Source organism: Pseudomonas sp. RHF3.3-3 (assembly GCF_048069595.1).
Taxonomy (GTDB): Bacteria; Pseudomonadota; Gammaproteobacteria; order Pseudomonadales; family Pseudomonadaceae; genus Aquipseudomonas; species Aquipseudomonas fuscovaginae_B.
This window is the reverse complement of record NZ_CP182250.1, coordinates 412,571-430,927: the sequence shown is the minus strand read 5'-3', so window position 1 is coordinate 430,927 and position 18,357 is coordinate 412,571. Positions and strand designations below refer to the sequence as shown.

Genomic DNA, 18,357 nt, shown 5'->3' with positions numbered 1-18,357 from the left:
CTTATGGGGTTTCGATACGCCGCTGCAGCAGGTTGATCAGCAGCAACAGGACAAAGGAAACCACCAGCATCAGCACGCCGATGGAGGTCGCGCCGGTGTAGTCGTACTGGTCGAGCTTGACCATGATCAGCAGCGGCAGGATCTCGGTCTTCATCGGCATGTTGCCGGCGATGAAGATCACCGAACCGTACTCGCCGACGCCGCGGGCGAAGGCCAGGGCGAAGCCGGTCAGCCAGGCCGGCAGCAGCGCCGGCAGCAGGACATGGCGGAACACCTGCAGGGGCTTGGCGCCCAGGCAGGCGGCCGCCTCCTCGACTTCACGGGGAATGTCGGCCAGTACCGGCTGTACCGTGCGAACCACGAACGGCAGGGTCACGAAGGTCAGCGCCAGGGTGATGCCCAGCGGGGTGTAGGCGATCTTGAAGCCCAGGTCGGCGGCGAACTGCCCGACCAGCCCGGTGGGGGTGTACAGCGCGGTCAGCGCGATACCGGCGACGGCGGTGGGCAGGGCGAACGGCAGGTCGACCATCGCATCGATGATCTTGCGGCCGGGGAAGGTGTAGCGCACCAGCACCCAGGCCAGCAGCGTGCCGATGACACCATTGATGACCGCCGCGTACAGCGCGGTGCCGAAACTCAGCTTCAACGCCGCGATCACCCGCGGTGCCGAGATGATGTTCCAGAACTGATCCCAGGTGAGTTGGGCGGCATGCACGAACATCGCCGCCAGCGGTATGAGCACAATCAGGCTGAGGTACACCAAGGTGTAGCCCAGCGTCAGCCCGAAGCCGGGTATGACGGGGGAGATACGACGCGACATAAAAGTCCTTGGTTTTGACGCACAAAAGCCCCGAACGGAATCCGGGGCCCTGGGCTTGGCTTATTTCAGTTTACCGACCCCGATCACTGGGCCTGGTAGATCTTGTCGAACACGCCACCGTCATTGAAGAATTTCGGTTGGGCAGTTTTCCAGCCGCCGAAGTCCTTGTCGATAGTCACCAGTTGCAGTTTGGGGAACTGCTTCTCGTACTTGGCGGCAACCTTCTCGTCACGCGGACGGTAGAAGTTCTTCGCGGCGATTTCCTGACCGGCCGGGCTGTACAGGTGCTTGAGGTACTCGGTGGCGATCTCGGTGTTGCCCTTCTTCTCGGCGTTCTTGTCGACCACCGCCACGGGCGGCTCGGCGAGAATCGACAGGGACGGCACGACGATGTCGAACTTGTCGGCGCCGCCATCTTCCTTCAGTGCCAGGAACGCTTCGTTTTCCCAGGCCAGCAGGACGTCGCCCTGGCCGTTGTTGACGAAGGTGATGGTCGAGCCGCGGGCACCGGTGTCCAGGACCGGCACGTGCTTGAACAGCTCCTTCACGTACTCTTCGGCCTTGGCTTCGCTGCCACCGGCTTTCAGGCCGTAGGCCCAGGCGGCGAGGAAGTTCCAGCGGGCGCCGCCGGAGGTTTTCGGGTTCGGGGTGATGACCGACACGTCTTTCTTGATCAGGTCGCCCCAGTCCTTGATGCCCTTGGGGTTGCCCTTGCGCACCAGGAACACGATGGTTGAGGTGTATGGGGTGCTGGCGTCCGGCAGGCGCTTCTGCCAGTCCTCGGGCAGGGTCTTGCCGAGCTTGGCGACTTCGTCGATGTCACCGGCCAGGGCCAGGGTCACCACGTCGGCGCGAAGACCGTCGATCACCGCACGGGCCTGTTTGCCGGAGCCACCATGGGACTGCTGGATCTTCACGTTGTCGCCGGGGTGGGCCTGCTTCCAGAAGCTGGTGAATTCGGCGTTGTAGTCCTGGTACAGCTCACGGGTCGGGTCATAGGACACATTGAGCAGTTCGTAGTCCTTGGCAACGGCGGAACCGGCAAACACGGCGCTGGCGAGCGCGGCCAGGGCATAACGGCGAATCGACGACATGGTGAAGCTCCCGAAAAAATGTGAGGTATCGGCTTTTTTCTTATGGCGCATCAGGCCCGCATCCGGGCCTGAACGCTGCTGTCTTTACGTGGAGGGGGGCATGAATGGATGCGCCCTCCGGTTGACCAGTCGGGCCTCTGATGGCTCAGAGGGTGTTGCGATGTTCAGCTTGGCTTGTTGCCGGGATTTTGCAGACGGAATTTTTCCTTGCGTTCGATCTGGACCACCTGGGCGTTGTGCACGGTGATCTCGACCGCGCCGAAACGCAGGTCGCGCAAGGCGCTCTGGATCTCACGCAGAATGGTTGCTTCGTCCTGGCCGTCAACGCTACGCAGAGATGCGCTCATGGTCGTGCTCCTGAAATGAGAGTTGCCGCGGCAGTGGCGGCACTGCTTTTGGGCGTTGAGGCCATCTTAGACAGGCGCATTTATTCTTAAAAATACTATTTAAGAATTTTGATATAACTAAATTTAGATAACGAAAGAGGATGACCGTCGCATGCCGGCTCAAGGGTTGCGCGCCGTGCAGGAGCGTGGCTTTCCTGCGAATAGGCCTGCATCGGCACCGCCGATCCGGTTGAATGGCCGCCTTGCCTCGGTTCGCGGGCAAGCCCGGCGCTTACAAGGGCCTTTGCCAGCAGCAGAGCTGGTGGGAGCCGGCGGGCTGGCGATGGCGCCCGAACAGGCGCCCCCCTGCCTCAGACTGTCGCGCAGATCTGCGGGGCATGCTGCCAATCGAGCCGCGGCGCCGGCACCGGCCGGCCGAACCAGTAGCCCTGGCCCAGGTCGCAGCCCTGTTCGAGCAGGAACCGCGCCTGTTCCTGCTGCTCGATGCCCTCGGCATGTACCCGCATGCCCATGCTCTGCGCCAGGGCGATCACCACGCGAACGATCGCCGCGTCGTCCTCGTCCCACGGCAGGCCGGCGACGAAGCCCTGGTCGATCTTGAGCTTCTGCACCGGCAGGCGCTTGAGCCGCAGCAGCGAGGAATAACCGGTACCGAAGTCGTCGATCGCCAGGCTCACCCCCAGTTCACGCAGGCGGTGCAATTGCTCCAGCGCCACTTCGGGATCGTCCATCACCGCGCTTTCGGTCACTTCCAGCTCGAGCAGCGCCGGGTCCAGGCCGGTGTCGTCGAGCACCTTCGCCGCCTGCTGGTACAGTTCGCGCCGGGCGAACAGGCGGCTGGAAACGTTCACCGCGATGAACGACAACGCCAGGCCCTCGCGCTGCCACTGGCACATCTGCTGGCAGGCCTGCTCCATGACCCAGGCATCGATTTCGGCGATCAGCCCGGTGCGCTCGGCGATCGGAATGAATTCGCCGGGCGAGACCAGCCCACGCTGCGGATGCTCCCAGCGCACCAGTGCCTCGACCCCGACCAGGCGGCTGCCCTGCAGCTCGTGCACCGGCTGGTAGTACACCCGCAACTCGCCCTGCTCCAGCGCTCGGCGCAGCTCGCCGGCCATTTCCACCCGGTGCTGGGCATGGGCGGTCAGTTCCTCGGTGTACAGCGCGTAGCCCTCACGGCCGGCGCTCTTGGCCTTGAACAGCGCCGAATCGGCGTTGCGCAGCAATTGTTCGGCGTTCAGCGCATCGCTGGGGAACAGGCTGATGCCGATACTGGCATTGATGAACAACGAGTGGCCTTCGAGCTGGAACGGCTCCCTGAGGCCTTCGATCACCCGCTGGGCCAGGGCTGCGGCCTGGACCACCTGCGGGCAGTTCTCGGCCAGCACGGCGAATTCGTCGCCGCCCAGGCGCGCCAGGCTGATACCGGTGCCGAACAGGCCCTGCAGGCGCTCGCCCACCGCCTTGAGCAACTGGTCGCCGATGTTGTGGCCGAGGCTGTCGTTGATGATCTTGAAATGGTCCAGGTCGATCAGCAGCAGGGCGCAACCGCGCTTGTGCACCTGCGCCGAGGCCAGGGCCTGGGCGGCCCGGTCGGAGAACAGCAGGCGGTTGGGCAGGCCGGTCAGCGGATCGTAGTGCGCCAGCTGGCTCAACTCGTGCTGCGAGTTCTTGATCGCGCTGATATCGGAAAACACCGCGACGTAGTGACTGAGCTGGCCGTGATCATCGCGAATGGCCCGGATGGTCTGCCACTGTGGGTAGATTTCCCCGCTCTTGCGCCGGTTCCAGATCTCGCCGCTCCACTCGCCGCTGGCCTCCAGGGCCTGGTAGACCTTCTGGTAGAACTCCGCCGGATGGCGCCCGGACTTGAACAGGCTCGGCCGCTTGCCGAGCACCTCGGCCTCCTGATAACCGGTAATGGCGACGAACGCCCGGTTGACGTGGACGATCAACCCCTCGCGGTCGGAGACCAGCACCCCTTCGCGGGTACAGTCGAACACCGCCGCGGCCTGGCGCAGGCGCTCGCGGTCTTCGCCCGCATCCGCCGACTGCTGTTCCCGGGCGGCCTGGACAAACCGCTGGTAACGCGCATGGATCAGGAAAATCAGCACCGCACTGACACTGACCCACAGGTAGCCGCGAACGATCTGCCACTGCACCAACTGCTCGGGCTCATCGAAAAAACTGCTCAACAGCTGCTGGCTGAGCTGGATCCAGAGGATCGACAGCAACAGGTACAACACCCCCGCCTTCAGAGCATTGCGGTATGAACTTGCCATAAGCGGTGCTAATTCCCTCTAGAAATGCCAAATTGCCCTACAAAACGGCCGGAATTATAGAGTAAGAAACATCCCGGCACTCTTATCTGAAACGGCGACTGGTTTTCTCTGGTGGCTCGGTGATAATGCGACGGCTGTTCTTTACTTTATCGAGGGCCATACAGCCTATGTGGTACAACGGTTTTCTTGACCTGTCAGCCTGGCAACTGGTGGCGGTCACCCTGTTGATGACCCACGTGACGATTGTCGGCGTCACGGTTTACCTGCACCGCTATTCGGCCCACCGCTCCCTGGAACTCAACGGCGGTCTCAAGCACTTCTTCCGTTTCTGGCTGTGGCTGACCACGGCACAGAATACCCGCGAGTGGACCGCGATCCACCGTAAACATCACGCAAAATGTGAAACCGTCGACGATCCCCACAGTCCGGTGATCCTCGGCCTCTCCACCGTGCTGCGCACCGGTGCCGAACTGTACCGGGCCGAGGCGGGCAACGCCGAGACCCTGCGCATCTACGGCAAGAACTGCCCGGACGACTGGATCGAACGCAACCTCTACAGCCGCTACAAGCTGCTGGGCGTAGCCCTGATGGGCCTCATCGACCTGCTGCTGTTCGGCGCCATCGGCATCACCATCTGGGCGATCCAGATGATCTGGATCCCGTTCTGGGCCGCCGGCGTGATCAACGGCCTGGGCCATGCCGTCGGCTATCGCAACTTCGAATGCCGCGACGCCGCCACCAACCTGGTGCCCTGGGGCATCCTGATCGGCGGCGAGGAACTGCACAACAACCACCACACCTACCCCAACTCGGCCAAGCTCTCGGTGAAAAAATGGGAGTTCGACCTGGGCTGGGCCTGGATCAAGGTCTTTTGCCTGCTGCGACTGGCCAAGGTACAGCGTGTCGCGCCGATCGCCCATCGGGTCGAGGGCAAGGGCCACCTGGACATGGACACCGCCATGGCGATCCTCAACAACCGCTTCCAGATCATGGCCCAGTACCGCAAGCTGGTGATCGGCCCGCTGGTGAAACAGGAACTGGCCAAGGTCGATCATTCGGTACGCCAGAAATTCCACCGGGCCAAGCGCCTGCTGTCGCGGGAAACCAGCCTGCTCAGCGACAAGCACCAGTTGCGCATCCAAGGCATGCTGGAGCACAGCCAGGCGCTCAAGGTAATTTACGAGAAACGCCTGGCCCTGCAACAGATCTGGGTCAAGACCAGCTCGAATGGCCACGACATGCTCGCGGCGATCAAGGACTGGGTGCACGAGGCCGAGGCCAGCGGCATCCAGTCGCTGCGCGAATTCGCCAACCAGCTGAAAACCTACTCGCTGCGCCCCAGCGCCGCCTGACACCGCTGATCGGCGCGCCTCGCTTCGAGGCGCGTCGTTCGGAACTTAGCGACCATTCCTCTATCTCAAATGCACTTCGCCAGACAGGCGGATTGTCAGTGTCGTCGTGCCTGAAAGCGGCGCGGCCCACCTTCTGAGATGTGTGCCGATGGTGATAAAAAAACCGCAACCGTCCTTGCTCCAACAGTGGCCGGAGGCCGCTGAAACCCTGCTTGCGCTGGTCCATGCGCAAGGCGAGGTCGCGCGCCTGAGCGAGCGCGAACAGTTGTTCAGCTCCCTGCTGGTCAGCGTCAACGCGGTGCTCTGGGCCTTCGACTGGGAGGCGCGGCAAATGCTCTATGTCAGCCCGGCCTACGAGCGCATCTTCGGCCGTTCGGCCGGGCTGTTGCTGGCCGACTACGACGAATGGCGCAACAGCATCTACCCTGACGACCTCGACCACGCCGAGCGCAGTCTGGCCGAGGTGCTGGAGAAAGGCGCGGTGGAAGACCGCGAATACCGCATCATCCGCGCCGATGGCGAAATCCGCTGGCTCAGCGACAAGTGCTTCATCAGCCGTCACGCCGAACCGGGCCAGCGGGTGATCGTGGTCGGGATCGCCGAGGACATCACCGAGAAGAAGGTCCTGGAAGACGAATTGCAGCGCCTGGCCACCACCGACGTGCTGACCGGCAGCAGCAACCGCCGGCACTTCTTCGAATGTGCCCATCGCGAGTTCGAGCAGGCCCGGCTGCAGGATTCGCCGCTGGCGTTCCTGCTGCTGGATATCGATGACTTCAAGCTGATCAACGACACCTACGGCCACCCGGCGGGCGACCAGGTGCTGCAGCGAATCGCCGAGACCGGCCGTGCGGCGTTGCGCAGCGGCGACCTGTTCGGGCGGATCGGCGGCGAGGAGTTCGCCGCCCTGCTGCCCGGCTGCGCCCCGGACATGGCCATGGCGATCGCCGAGCGCCTGCAGCGGGAGATTCAGCGCCTGGCGTTCAACCACGACGGGGAAAACTTCGGCACCACCGTCAGCCAGGGGCTGACCAACCTGACCGCAGAGGATCAATTGCTCGACAGCCTGTTCGCCCGGGCCGACGGGGCGATGTACCGGGCCAAGCGCCAGGGCAAGAACCAGATCGTGCTGGCCTAGACCCGGCGCCCACAGGTTCGGAGGGCTGCACGAGGGCCGGTCAGTTCTTGCGCAGTCGCGTCAGGTCCGCCAGGCCGATCTTGAGCAGCCTGGCGGCACGGCTCCTGGCCACTTCCTCGATACTCTGGCTGGGCGTCAGGTGCGCCAGCTGGGCCGCCAGGTTCATCGATAGCGCCTCGCGGGAATACACCCCGCCACCAAGCTGGTAGACCGCCGCAATCAGCTCGCGCAGCTCCAGCGGCAGGCGCCAGCGGGTGCGCAGCGCCGAACCGTAGCTGGCGCCCAGCGCGAACAGCGACTCGCCGATCTGCTCGTCATCCAGCTCGCCGCCCGCCTGCCGCCATTCCTGCAGGCAACGCAACAGGGCCAGGTCGCCCAGGCGATGCAGCAGCCCGGCGCAATAGCAGCGCTCCTGGTCGAGGTCGTACATCCGCGCCAGGGTCCGGCCGTACTCGGCGGTATGCAGCGACAATTGCCAGTAGCGCTCGGCGTAATCGGCCAGCGCGACATCGCTGAGCTTGGCGCTGCGCTTGAGGCTCAGGCCGAGGATCAGGTTCATGCTTTGCGCCGAACCGAGGCGCTGCAGGGCCTGGGCCAGGGTCTGCACGGCGCTGCCGTGATGCTGCGCCGCGCTGTTGGCGGCGGCGATCAGCACCGCAGTGATCTGCGGGTCGGTGCCGATTTCCTGCTCCAGCTGCTTCAGGTCGAGGCCGTGGGGGTTGAGGCTGCGTTTCACCGCGACCTGCACGTCGGCCATCAGCGGTGCACCGTCCGATTGCTCACGGCGGCGTTCGAGGAAGGTCCTCAGGTCCATGCCCGGCGCCAGAGCCGGCACTTCGCAGAAGACGCTCTGCCCGGCATCGAGCAGCAGGTCCTGCAGGCGCTGGGTCAGGCCATCGACATTCAGCGGCTTGGTCAGGTAGGCGGTGGGTTGCAGCGGCAGGGCTTCGCGGACGCTGGCAACGTCGCTGCGCGAACTGATCAGAATGAACGGCAACAGGGGAGAACGTTTTTTCTGGCGCATGCTGTACAGCAGGCTCAGGCCATCGACCCCCGGCAACTCGCGGTCGGCAATCACCAGGTCGAAGGCTTGCTCGGTGAGTTGCTGCAGGGCGTCCTGGCCGTTGGCGCAAAGGGCCAGTTGTGCGTCGCAGCGCACGGTCAGCAATACCTGTTTCAACAGATCCCGCGCCCAAGGGTCCGCCTCGGCAATCAACACACGGGGTACAGCGGGTAAATCCAAGGCACTCATCTTGCACTCTCCGAGGGCAGTCCTGACACATTAGTCAAAACTGACCGGCAGGTACAACCGCCAGCCCCCGCAACCGGCCGTCGTGACAAAAAAAACCCGCCGAAGCGGGTCTTTTTGTCCAGCCCATCACCCGGCTCAGAGTTCAGCGAAGCACTCTTCGATGATCGCCAGGCCCTTGTCCAGTTGCTCGTCCGGCGAGGTCAGCGGAACCAGCACGCGCAGGACGTTGCCGTAGGTGCCGCAGGACAGCAGGATCAGGCCCTTGTCACGGGCCTTGGCGACGATCTGCGCGACGGCTGCCGCGTTCGGCTTGTGGGTGTCGCCGTCGTCGAACAGCTCGACCGCGATCATCGCGCCCAGGGCACGCACATCACCGATCACCGGGTACTTGGCCTGGATTTTCTTCAGACCGGCCACCAGGCGCTCGCCGACCGCCTTGCTGCGGTCCAGCAGGTGCTCCTCCTCGAACACTTCCATCACGGCCAGGGCCGCGGCGCAGGCGATCGGGCTACCGGCGTAGGTGCCGCCCAGGCCGCCTGGAGCGATGGCGTCCATGTACTCGGCCTTGCCGCACACGCCGGCCAGCGGGAAGCCGCCGGCGATGGACTTGGCGAAGGTAGTCAGGTCAGGCGCGACGCCCATCTGCTCCATGGCGAAGAAGGTACCGGTACGACCGGCGCCGGTCTGCACTTCGTCGGCGATCAGCAGGATGCCGTGCTGGTCGCACAGGGCACGCAGGCGCTTCATGAACTCTTTGGGCGCAACGTAGAAACCGCCTTCGCCCTGTACCGGCTCGATGATGATCGCGGCGATGTCACGTGGCTCGGCGTCGTTCTTGAAGATGCGCTCGATGCTGGCGATGGAATCGTCAATGCTCACGCCGTGCAGTTCGTTCGGGTACAGCGCGCGGAAGATGCCGCCTGGCATCAGGCCCATGCCGGCCGAGTAGGGCACGACCTTGCCGGTCAGGCCCAGGGTCATCATGGTACGGCCGTGGTAGGCGCCGGTGAAGGCGATCACGCCAGCGCGGCCAGTGGCGGCACGGGCGATCTTCACGGCGTTCTCGACGGCTTCGGAACCGGTGGTGACCAGCAGGGTTTTCTTGGCGAAGTCGCCTGGAACGCGGGCGTTCACTTTCTCGCACAGTTCCACGTACGGCTCGTAGGCCAGGACCTGGAAGCAGGTGTGGGTCAGCTTGTTCAGTTGCTCGGTCACCGCGGCGATGATTTTCGGGTGCACGTGACCGGTGTTCAGTACGGCGATACCGCCAGCGAAGTCGATGAACTCGCGGCCTTCGACGTCAGTCACCGTGGCATTCTTCGCCGAGTCGGCGAAGATCGGGTGGATCTGGCCGACGCCGCGTGGAACGGCGGCCTGGCGGCGTTGCATCAGGGATTCGTTGGTCTTGCTCATATTGTCCTCATTCACCGCTCATCGGGCGGCGTGGTTCAAGGATGACGCGGCAGGGAGAGCACTGCACCAGCATACGATGATCGACTGGCACAGGGTTCCGGCCACATTGAAGTGACGTTTGAAACGCGACAGGAGCAGCGCTCTCGTGCCCCTGTCGCCGAAGCATCCGACCGGGTTAGACGCCCAGGCAGAGGTATTTGATTTCCAGGTAGTCTTCGATGCCGTACTTGGAACCTTCGCGGCCCAGGCCCGAGGCCTTGATACCGCCGAACGGCGCGACTTCGTTGGAGATCAGCCCGGTGTTGACGCCGACCATGCCGTACTCCAGTGCCTCGGCCACGCGGAACACACGGCCCAGGTCACGGGCGTAGAAGTAGGAAGCCAGGCCGAACTCGGTGTCGTTGGACATCGCGATGACGTCGGCCTCGTCCTTGAAGCGGAACAGCGGTGCCAGCGGACCGAAGGTTTCTTCCTTGGCCACGGCGGCGTTGTTCGGCACGTTGACCAGCACGGTCGGCTCGAAGAAGTTGCCTTCCATCGCGTTGCCGCCGGTCAGCACGGTAGCACCTTTGCTCAAGGCGTCGGCGATGTGCTCCTTGACCTTGGCCACGGCCTTCTCGTCGATCAGCGGACCGGTGGTGGTGCCTTCTTCCAGGCCGTTGCCGATCTTCAGCTTGGCCACCGCCGCCTTCAGTTTCTCGGCGAAGGCATCGTAGACACCTTCCTGCACGTACAGGCGGTTGGCGCAGACGCAGGTCTGGCCGTTGTTGCGGTACTTGGAGATGATCGCGCCCTCGACCGCCTTGTCCAGGTCGGCGTCGTCGAACACGATGAAGGGCGCGTTGCCGCCCAGTTCCAGGGACACCTTCTTGATGTCCTGGGCACATTCGGCCATCAGCTGGCGACCGATTTCGGTCGAACCGGTGAAGGACAGCTTGCGCACGATCGGGTTGCCGGTCAGTTCGCCGCCGACTTCGCCGGCGCTGCCGGTGACCACGCTGAACACGCCTTGCGGGATGCCGGCGCGCTGGGCCAGCTCAGCCAGGGCCAGGGCCGAGAACGGGGTCTGCGATGCGGGCTTGAGCACCATGGTGCAACCGGCGGCCAGGGCCGGGCCGGCCTTGCGGGTGATCATCGCGGCCGGGAAGTTCCACGGGGTGATCGCGGCGGTGACGCCGATCGGCTGCTTGATCACGATCAGGCGCTTGTCCGGCTGGTGGCCGGGGATCACGTCACCATAGACGCGCTTGGCTTCTTCGGCGAACCACTCGATGAAGGAGGCGGCGTAGGCGATTTCGCCCTTGGCTTCGGCCAGCGGCTTGCCCTGTTCGAGGGTCATCAGGCGGGCCAGGTCGTCCTGGTTCTCGATCATCAGTTCGAACCAGCGGCGCAGCTTGTTGGAACGCTCCTTGGCGGTCAGGGCACGCCAGGCCGGCAGGGCCTTGTCGGCAGCCTCGATGGCACGGCGGGTTTCGGCGGCGCCCATCTTCGGCACGGTACCCAGGATTTCGCCCGTGGCCGGGTTGTTGACCTTGATCGTCTGACCATTGTCCGCGTCGGCCCATGCCCCGTTGATGAAGGCTTGCTGGCGGAACAACTGGGTATCTTTGAGCTGCATGTAGGCTTTCCTTAACAGCACCGCGCACGCGCGGAGCGAATTATCGATTGTAGAAAGGCGCCTTGGGGGCTGCCGTCAGGAAATTCATTCACCGGGCCGAAGCACATAAATAGCGCACATGCGATCGATGTGCGGTTCAGCACCCAGACAGGAGCGTTTGAAATCTCAAACGAATCCTAGGAGCAATGGGGTCAAAGGACAATAGTCTGTTCGAAAAAAAGAACGAGAATAGACCACCGGCGGGGATTTTTCTGATCAACGTCATCTTGGGCCCGGCGCTGCGCCTGGCAGCACGGGGCCCGCCAGACAATCACTTGGACTGGAAGGATTTCAGCACGGTCAGCAGGCTGGTGAGATTGTCGGAAACCCCGGCCTGCGCGATTTTCTCGTTGGCACCGGCGGCCGCGGTCGTGTCCAGGCTGTAGATCTGCATCACACCCTGGGTGGCGGCCGCCTGGGCCAGGGTGTTCTGCTGTTGCTGGGTACTCACCGCATTCTCGAACAGGATGCCGGTGGAATGGGCCATGGACTGGTAGAGGCTGCCCAGGGCCATGGCGGGTGCTTCGGCCACGGTCTGGACGTTCGACTGGGTGACGGCATCCGTGATCTGCGGGTTCACTTCGGTCATGATCTGACTCCTTGTGCTGGACGATAGGGCCTGTTGCGAATGTCGTTCACTCGGAAGACGTGCGTTCGCAAAGATGCGCGCTGAAGCGGGCAATGCTCTGGTCGATGCGCTCGATCGCCCCGGTCACCGCCTCGGCGTCCAGTACCCCGGTGGCCGCGGCCACTGCGGCGGCGCCACTGACCAGCAGGTGAGTGTTGAGCGCGCCCAGGGCGCTTTCGTTGGCCGCATCGAGATCATCCTTGAGAATGCTCTCGGTCATCTGCCTTAGCAATACCCCCTGGGAAGCCAGGGCCAGCTTGGTGACCCCGTCGAAGTAGCTGGCCGCCGACTGCGCGACCAGGCCGCTGGCCTGGCGGGTCAGCAACTCCGGTCCCAGTGCCGACAGCGCCGGCACCTGGGCCGTCAACTGGGCATTGATCAGGTTCACCGCCTCGACGATCTGCCGGTTCAGGGCCTCGTTGCCGATGCCGGCGGCGGCCTGCTTGAGCAACTGTTCGTTGAGTTCTCCCAACAGCGCCGATGCCGTTGCCGCCGGATCCTGCGCCGAGTGTTGCTGGGCGCCAGCCTGGTCCTCGCTGCTCATGAGCGCCCTCCTACCGCGAGAATCTGCTGCACGGCGGACGCCACCGTGGCATTGCCGATGATGTTCAGCGCCTGCTGTTGGCTGACCGCATTCTGCAGGGCCAGGCTGACCGCGTGGCTGCTGACCTGGCAGAGCGAAGCGATCGCCGTGGCGGGCGCGCTACCGACGACCTGGACGTTCGACTGGGTGACCGCGTCGGTGATTTGCGGGTTGACGGTGGACATGCCTCTCTCCTGGAAGTGGCGACAACGAGGAAAACGCTCGGCGAACCCGTAGCAGGAGAACGATAGATCAGTTGCGCCAAAGCGCCAGAAAGCGCCCTGCCGGGGAATCCGTGCCACTGGCGTGCAGGAAAATGAGCCGCCGGGACAGGATAAGGTCGACGGCTGAAAACCACCGTGGACGCCCAAGGCCGAGATAGGTATGATGGCGCCCGCACAAGCACTCGTAGCTCAGCTGGATAGAGTACTGCCCTCCGAAGGCAGGGGTCGTGGGTTCGAATCCCGCCGAGTGCGCCATCTTTCGAAAATGCCCTGGATCGTCGATCCGGGGCATTTTTGTTTTCAGGGTACCGACAGCGCTCAGCCATCTAGGCGACTCGAATGAAGAACACCACGATCCGCTGCGAATCCGGCACCCGCTGCAAACCGGCGACCAGCTTCACCAGCCGCCCCTGCTCCAGCGCCTCCCTGGCCGGTCGCAGCCTCTCGCTGTAGCCGATCGAACGGGTATCGACCAGCCGGCGCAGCCAGTCATCCGTCAGTTGCAGCGGTGCCCCCCGGGAACGGAACAGCTCCAGGGCATCGGTACCGGTCCACTTGAGCAGGAGCAGGTAACGGTGCTCGGAACCCGGGTGGGTGCACTCCAGGTTGACCGAGATGAAGGAGCGGCCCTTGGGTACCTCGTTGACCACGAAACCATGGCGCAGGAGGACGTCTTTGACGGCGCGCTCGGCGTGCAGGGACAGGTCCATGACCCGGTGCCGTCCCTCGACATCGAAAAAGCGCGGGTTGATGACGTGGGAAGGCTCGAAGTCCAGTCGGGAAAAGCCCGCCTCCCCCTCCGGCAGACCGATACGAAAGAGCCGTCGGGCAGTTCGGCCGTCCAGCTCCCTGAACAGCACATGCAGGTCCACCCCCCGGGTACCCCAGGTCTCCAGCGTGCGCTTGAGCGCCACCATGCGGCTGGCAGTGACTGCCGTGCCGCCGCCGGTGTCGGAACGCTCGATCAGTCGATTGAGCGTACGGGCCCGGCTGTCCGCGGTCATGCGCCTGGTGAGGGGTTCGAGCAGCTCTCGTCCGGGAGCGTCGAACAAGGGCGCGCGTGGCGTCCAGATGCCGGTTCGTGGGTCGAAACTCACCGGGATCGGCTGCTGGTCCAGGTGGGACCACCAATGCTCGAATTCGCTCAGCGCCAGATCGGCCAACGGGCCAGGACGCCTGATGAAAACGATCTCGGGCTCGATGTCCGAGCCATCGGCCAGCAGTTCGAAATAACGATCGTCGAGCTTCAACAGGCGGGCATCGCTGCCCCGCCGTCGGTACAGGTCCTGGCCTGTCGGCAGCTCCACGACTTCGTCCTCGGCCAGTGCCAGGCCCCAGTTCCTCCAGTGCGTGGATGACACGGCCGGACGGCGGCTCATCCACTCCGGTCGCAACATCGGAGCAGGTGCCGGCGCGGGGCTCGGCCTCGTTTCCCAGGGCCGGTGGAAAGGGCTGCGACTGGGCCCCGGCTGCGGTTCGGGGGCGTCGGCACGCAACAGGTGCTCACCCGACTCGCGGATGTACAGGATCAACTCGTTCGGCTGTGCGGCCGTCCGCTTCAGGCGCAGGACCTGCTCGCCCTTGGGCCGGTAGACCTCATAGCGATGCACGCCGTCGCTGATGAACTGCACGCCGTTTTTCACCTGGCTGCCGGCGTTGGTCGGGCCGTGCAGGCGTACCCCATCATCCCCGGCGATGTTCGCCGCATAGCCCGGCAGTGGCGGTGCGGGACGGCTGCCCGCATCGAGCCTTTTCAGCGCGGCTGCGCCCTTGCCATATAACGTGCGGCGCCGACCGATGCTTCTCAGCGCCGCCCGTGCCCAGTTGCCCAGGGCGGCCCGTGCTGGCCGGACGCCTGCCGCCAGCGGATAGACGATCGGGGCGACATCGATGAGGGTCATGTGCACCGCCTTGAACAGCTCGAACGCATCGCGCGGATCACCACTGCGGGAGAACCGGCGCAAGGCCGCGGCACTATCGTGGACGTCGACGGCGATGCTGGCGATCGGCACCACCGACAATACCCTCAGCCAGTACGCCGTGCGCTGCTCGTGTTCATGCACCTCACGCTGCTGCGCCAGTTGCCAGCTGGAGTTCGAGACCACCCTGGCGCGCTGCTGCGCCTGCAGCACAAGGGCGTGGGCGAGGATCAGCGCCAGGTCCGAACGCGGGGTCTTCTCCAGGCGCAGCCAATGCCCGGGGTTCTGCCCGATCTCGCGCAGGACTTCCTGCCTGAGCGCCTCGGGCCCCGGAAAAGGCTGCTCCACCTCGCTGTTCCACCAGCTCCGGATGACCTTGAACAGCCAGCCAGGTCTGGCCGTCAACAGCGGCTCGGCCAGCGCAGCGGTCGTCGCCGGCGCCAGGCCAGCGTCCGGGCAGGCCATGGCAGGCGTCCGCTCGGCGGGGTACTGCGCGATGACCTCTGCCGCCCAGCCCGCCGCCAGGCGCTGGGCGATATCCCCAGCCCGTTGCAACGCCTGCCCACCGTCGACCAGCGCCCGCTGCGCCGCCAGCAGATCCGGGTACTCGGTCAGCACCTGGGCATGGGGCGCCCCCGGCAGGTAGACCACGGTCATGCCGGACACCCTGTCGCGGATCGCCACGGCATTGCCGACATGCCGGGCCTTGGCGAAGGCCCGGCCGGCGAAGGTGATGAAGTACAACTCCGGTGCCGGAGCGTCGTGGCGCGGGTTCGCGACAGGTGTGTCGTTCAGGGCCTGTTCGAACAGCCGCGCGGCCTGCTCACCGAGCCCCTGTTGTCGCGCGCTGAACAGTTCCAGGCGAGCCCGCTGGCGAACCAGACGATCCAACAGTGCCCGCTCAAAGGCCGGCACCGCTTCGCTGCGGGGGTCGTCGACACCGTAGAAAGCCTGCTGGATCAATGTATCGTACTGCCCGCCCAGGTCCAGGGCGGAGATGGTCGAGATCAGGTAGTCCGGCGTCAGGCGCTGCTGCCACGCGGAGTCCAGGATCCGCCCCTGCTGCAGCCGCAGTCGGGTGCCGGGCGCTTGCGGGTCGAGGTTCTCCAGGGCCAGTTGCAGGAAACTGTAGCGGTGCCGTTGCTCGCTGACCACCGTCTTCGGGCCGGCCCCTCCGACCGGATTCTCGGGATGCCCAACCCACACCCGCTCGACGCTGTCGGGCAGGTCGAACAACGGCTTGTCGATCTCCAAGCCCGGATGAAGGCCGTCCTGCCTGAGCCGCTCGATGAGCTTCCCGCGGGCGAAGTCATCCAGGTCCGGCAGACGCTGTTCCAGGCGCCGGGTCAGGGCCTGCGCGCTCAGTTGACAGGACCTCAGCAGGCGAGCGTACTGCTGGCGCCTGCCGAACGTCGCCTGCGCCAGCCAGGCGGGCAGCTCACGGGCCTGGGCCGCCGTCAGTTGCAGGGCGGCGATGTTCTCCAGCGCCTGCTCACGGGCGTCATGCTCCGGGACATTCAGGCTCTGCTCCAACTCATGGGCGAGCATCTGCAACGAGCTGCGCGCATCGCCGATTTCCGAGAAGGGTCGCAGCCCGCCTTCGATCGCCTGGCAGAGCCGCAGGTGCTCGCGGATCTGCTGTCGCAGCCCGTGCCGCACGGCATCCGCGGCGATGACCCGGTAATGCACGGGCACCCGCGCCCCTGGAGCCAACTGACGCAGCCAGTCGCGTAGCGCACCGCGCCGGTCCCGGGCAACCAGCGGCCAAAGGGTCTCACATTCAGGGTCGAGCAGGGTCAGGCCCAGTTGCTGCGACAGGCTTTCGAGGCTGACGAACACGGCCAGGCCACCCAGCCGGCCTGGCACGAACAGCCATGTCGCGGTGTTCAGTTGCGGATCCGCCAGGGCCTGACGGGTGGTGACGATGCAGGCCCCGGTCAGCGCCCAGGACGAATCCTCAGGTCCCACCGCAATGCCTGCCACCTGGGTATCGAGCGCCGTTCGCGACGCAGCCGGAAGGACATCGAGCAGACGCTCCAGCTCAGGTTGCTCGATCAGCCCGAGCTGCCGTTGCATCCGCGCCTCATGCAACAGGGCCTGGCAGTGACCATCGAGCAGCCTGTCGGTCAGCTCGACACCCTGCTCGTCCTTGCCGCTCCAGAATGCTGGCCGGGCATAACTGTCACGGTCCCGCAGCAGTTCACGGACACGGGCCACCTGCCGCAGCCACGGCTCATGATCGTCCAGTAACGCCTTGGGCTGCGAGCCTGCATGTTGCTCGAACAGCTTGAGCAGGCCGCGCTCCTGTTCGCGAACCTTGCCTTGCCGCAGACGCAGGGGAATGTCGGCGGCCAGGCTGCCAAAGGTGATCGCCAGCATCCCGTGCCGTTCATCACTGCGCAGCAGGCGTGCGAGCAGCGGGCGAATCGCCGGCAGGTGGGCCAACGCGCCACGGGTCTGCTGCATGGCCTCTATGGCCTGCAAGGGTTCCAGGCCTGCGCTGTCGGTCGACAACTGCGGCAACAGGCGGGCCGTATTGAGCTGCAACGCAGCGGCCCACTCGCTGGCCAGTTGCGTTTCCAGTCGGGCCAGGGCGCTGTGGGCCAGGGCATCGTCGGCCAGTGGCGCACATTCCAGGAAACCATAAGGCAGGGCGGTAGGATCCGCCGGGGCAAACAGCTGGTGACGTTCCTGCAGCGGCAGCAGTTGCCAGGCTGAATAGTTGCCCGGCGCATTGAGGTGCGTTGGCAGTTCGCGCTGCAGTTCGGCCAGGTTGGTGAACTCGAAGAACTCCTCGGCCACCCCCGGTACGTAGACGATCTGTCGACCGGACAGCTCGCTGCCCGAACTCCACAGGTGCAGGGCGCCACTGAGCCTGGGGGCAACCTGGCCGACACCCGGCCAGACCAGTTCCGACACCGCCAGTTTGGCCCAACGCCCGCCGGCAAGTGCCCGGGCCTGGGCCGACGGTGTGTCCAGCAGGCCCATCAGCATTGCCGTTGCCGCCGGGGACAGCACGCCAAGGCCATGGGCAAGCAACACCTTGTCGTGAAACAGCCGCTTGTGCAGCTCGACCAGCCGCTCCCGGCGGGAAACGTGGCTGCCCTGCGCCGGCTGCTGCCAGTAGTGGAGCAGACTGGCGGCGATGCTGGAGGCCAGCCCCAAGGCCTGGAGGCGTGCCAGGATCTGATCGGGTGTCAGTGCCAACGGGCTGTCCGGCTCGCCAGCCAGTGTCAGCCGCGTTCCCGTTTGCAGGGAGAGGAATGGATTGCGCAACATCGACAGGGCGAGTTGTATCAGGCTGCGTTCCGTCTGCCCACTTTCCCGGCCCGCAGGAGCGCTGAACAGCAGGCGCTGCGGATCATGCCCAAAGGCTTCGCGCAGCAGTTGCCCGAGCACGACATCGATCTGCGGTGCCCGCTCCAGCAGTCGCCCGAGTTCGCGTTGGCTATCGAGACCGCGCGTCAATGCCGCCTGGAGCCGATTGAGCGACAGGCTGGGATGCCGCGAAGCGGCCAGGTGCTTGAACAGTCGCTCTTCGAAACGCTTGAGCAGCAGGTTGTCGGGCACCGGCAACACCGCCGCCCGAGCCGTGCTGGCCGGGTCCTGCTGGAGGCTCTCCATGAGCTTTCCCTCTTTTCCATG

At 64.9% G+C, this 18,357-nt stretch carries 13 protein-coding genes and 1 tRNA gene; 3 read left to right on the top strand and 11 right to left on the bottom strand.

The genetic code is table 11. The annotated features are described in order from the left end of the window. Position 1: 1 nt before the first annotated feature. The 4 genes from cysT to dibA form a co-directional block, all read right to left on the bottom strand. A complete protein-coding gene (cysT, locus tag ACMGT0_RS01885; protein WP_054058213.1) occupies positions 2 to 820 on the bottom strand; it encodes a sulfate ABC transporter permease subunit CysT in 819 nt (272 codons plus the stop codon). A gap of 83 nt (positions 821 to 903) precedes the next feature. Beyond that, complete coding sequence (locus ACMGT0_RS01880) at positions 904 to 1,914, bottom strand: sulfate ABC transporter substrate-binding protein (RefSeq protein WP_054058220.1); 1,011 nt, start codon at positions 1,912 to 1,914, stop codon at positions 904 to 906. Positions 1,915 to 2,078: 164 nt separating this feature from the next. Continuing rightward, entirely contained in the window at positions 2,079 to 2,261 is a 183-nt protein-coding gene (gene oscA / locus ACMGT0_RS01875; RefSeq protein ID WP_007941032.1) for a sulfur starvation response protein OscA, read from the bottom strand. 350 nt (positions 2,262 to 2,611) lie between these two features. Then, positions 2,612 to 4,546, bottom strand: coding sequence for a phosphodiesterase DibA (dibA, locus tag ACMGT0_RS01870; RefSeq protein ID WP_416771265.1), 1,935 nt, complete (start codon positions 4,544 to 4,546; stop codon positions 2,612 to 2,614). A gap of 167 nt (positions 4,547 to 4,713) precedes the next feature. On the opposite strand from dibA, the gene desA reads away from it, so the two are divergent. Both desA and ACMGT0_RS01860 read left to right on the top strand, forming a co-directional pair. After that, positions 4,714 to 5,898 carry a delta-9 fatty acid desaturase DesA gene (gene desA, locus ACMGT0_RS01865; protein WP_054058211.1) on the top strand — a complete coding sequence of 395 codons (1,185 nt, stop codon included), beginning with the start codon at positions 4,714 to 4,716 and terminating at the stop codon, positions 5,896 to 5,898. A gap of 148 nt (positions 5,899 to 6,046) precedes the next feature. After that, positions 6,047 to 7,036, top strand: coding sequence for a GGDEF domain-containing protein (locus ACMGT0_RS01860; protein WP_054061973.1), 990 nt, complete (start codon positions 6,047 to 6,049; stop codon positions 7,034 to 7,036). A gap of 40 nt (positions 7,037 to 7,076) precedes the next feature. On the opposite strand, the gene ACMGT0_RS01855 is transcribed toward ACMGT0_RS01860, so the two are convergent. The 6 genes from ACMGT0_RS01855 to ACMGT0_RS01830 all read right to left on the bottom strand — a co-directional run bounded on the left by ACMGT0_RS01855 (position 7,077) and on the right by ACMGT0_RS01830 (position 12,754). After that, positions 7,077 to 8,288, bottom strand: coding sequence for an HDOD domain-containing protein (locus ACMGT0_RS01855; protein ID WP_416771263.1), 1,212 nt, complete (start codon positions 8,286 to 8,288; stop codon positions 7,077 to 7,079). A 135-nt stretch (positions 8,289 to 8,423) separates the two neighbouring features. After that, entirely contained in the window at positions 8,424 to 9,701 is a 1,278-nt protein-coding gene (gene gabT, locus ACMGT0_RS01850) for a 4-aminobutyrate--2-oxoglutarate transaminase (protein WP_416771261.1), read from the bottom strand. Between the two features lie 175 nt (positions 9,702 to 9,876). Then, positions 9,877 to 11,319, bottom strand: a complete 1,443-nt coding sequence (gabD, locus tag ACMGT0_RS01845; RefSeq protein ID WP_054058207.1) for an NADP-dependent succinate-semialdehyde dehydrogenase — start codon at positions 11,317 to 11,319, stop codon at positions 9,877 to 9,879. A 310-nt stretch (positions 11,320 to 11,629) separates the two neighbouring features. Continuing rightward, on the bottom strand, positions 11,630 to 11,947 hold the full coding sequence (locus ACMGT0_RS01840) for a RebB family R body protein (RefSeq protein ID WP_416771259.1): 318 nt from the start codon (positions 11,945 to 11,947) through the stop codon (positions 11,630 to 11,632). Positions 11,948 to 11,993: 46 nt separating this feature from the next. After that, entirely contained in the window at positions 11,994 to 12,530 is a 537-nt protein-coding gene (locus ACMGT0_RS01835; RefSeq protein WP_054058205.1) for a hypothetical protein, read from the bottom strand. Continuing rightward, positions 12,527 to 12,754, bottom strand: a complete 228-nt coding sequence (locus tag ACMGT0_RS01830; RefSeq protein WP_054058204.1) for a RebB family R body protein — start codon at positions 12,752 to 12,754, stop codon at positions 12,527 to 12,529. The genes ACMGT0_RS01835 and ACMGT0_RS01830 overlap by 4 nt, the downstream gene beginning before the upstream one ends. A gap of 217 nt (positions 12,755 to 12,971) precedes the next feature. Between ACMGT0_RS01830 and ACMGT0_RS01825 the strand changes: the two genes are divergently transcribed. Then, positions 12,972 to 13,048: transfer RNA gene (locus tag ACMGT0_RS01825), tRNA-Arg, on the top strand. A 71-nt stretch (positions 13,049 to 13,119) separates the two neighbouring features. Here ACMGT0_RS01825 and ACMGT0_RS01820 read toward each other — a convergent pair. Beyond that, on the bottom strand, positions 13,120 to 18,336 hold the full coding sequence (locus ACMGT0_RS01820) for a dermonecrotic toxin domain-containing protein (protein ID WP_416771257.1): 5,217 nt from the start codon (positions 18,334 to 18,336) through the stop codon (positions 13,120 to 13,122). Positions 18,337 to 18,357: the final 21 nt, after the last annotated feature.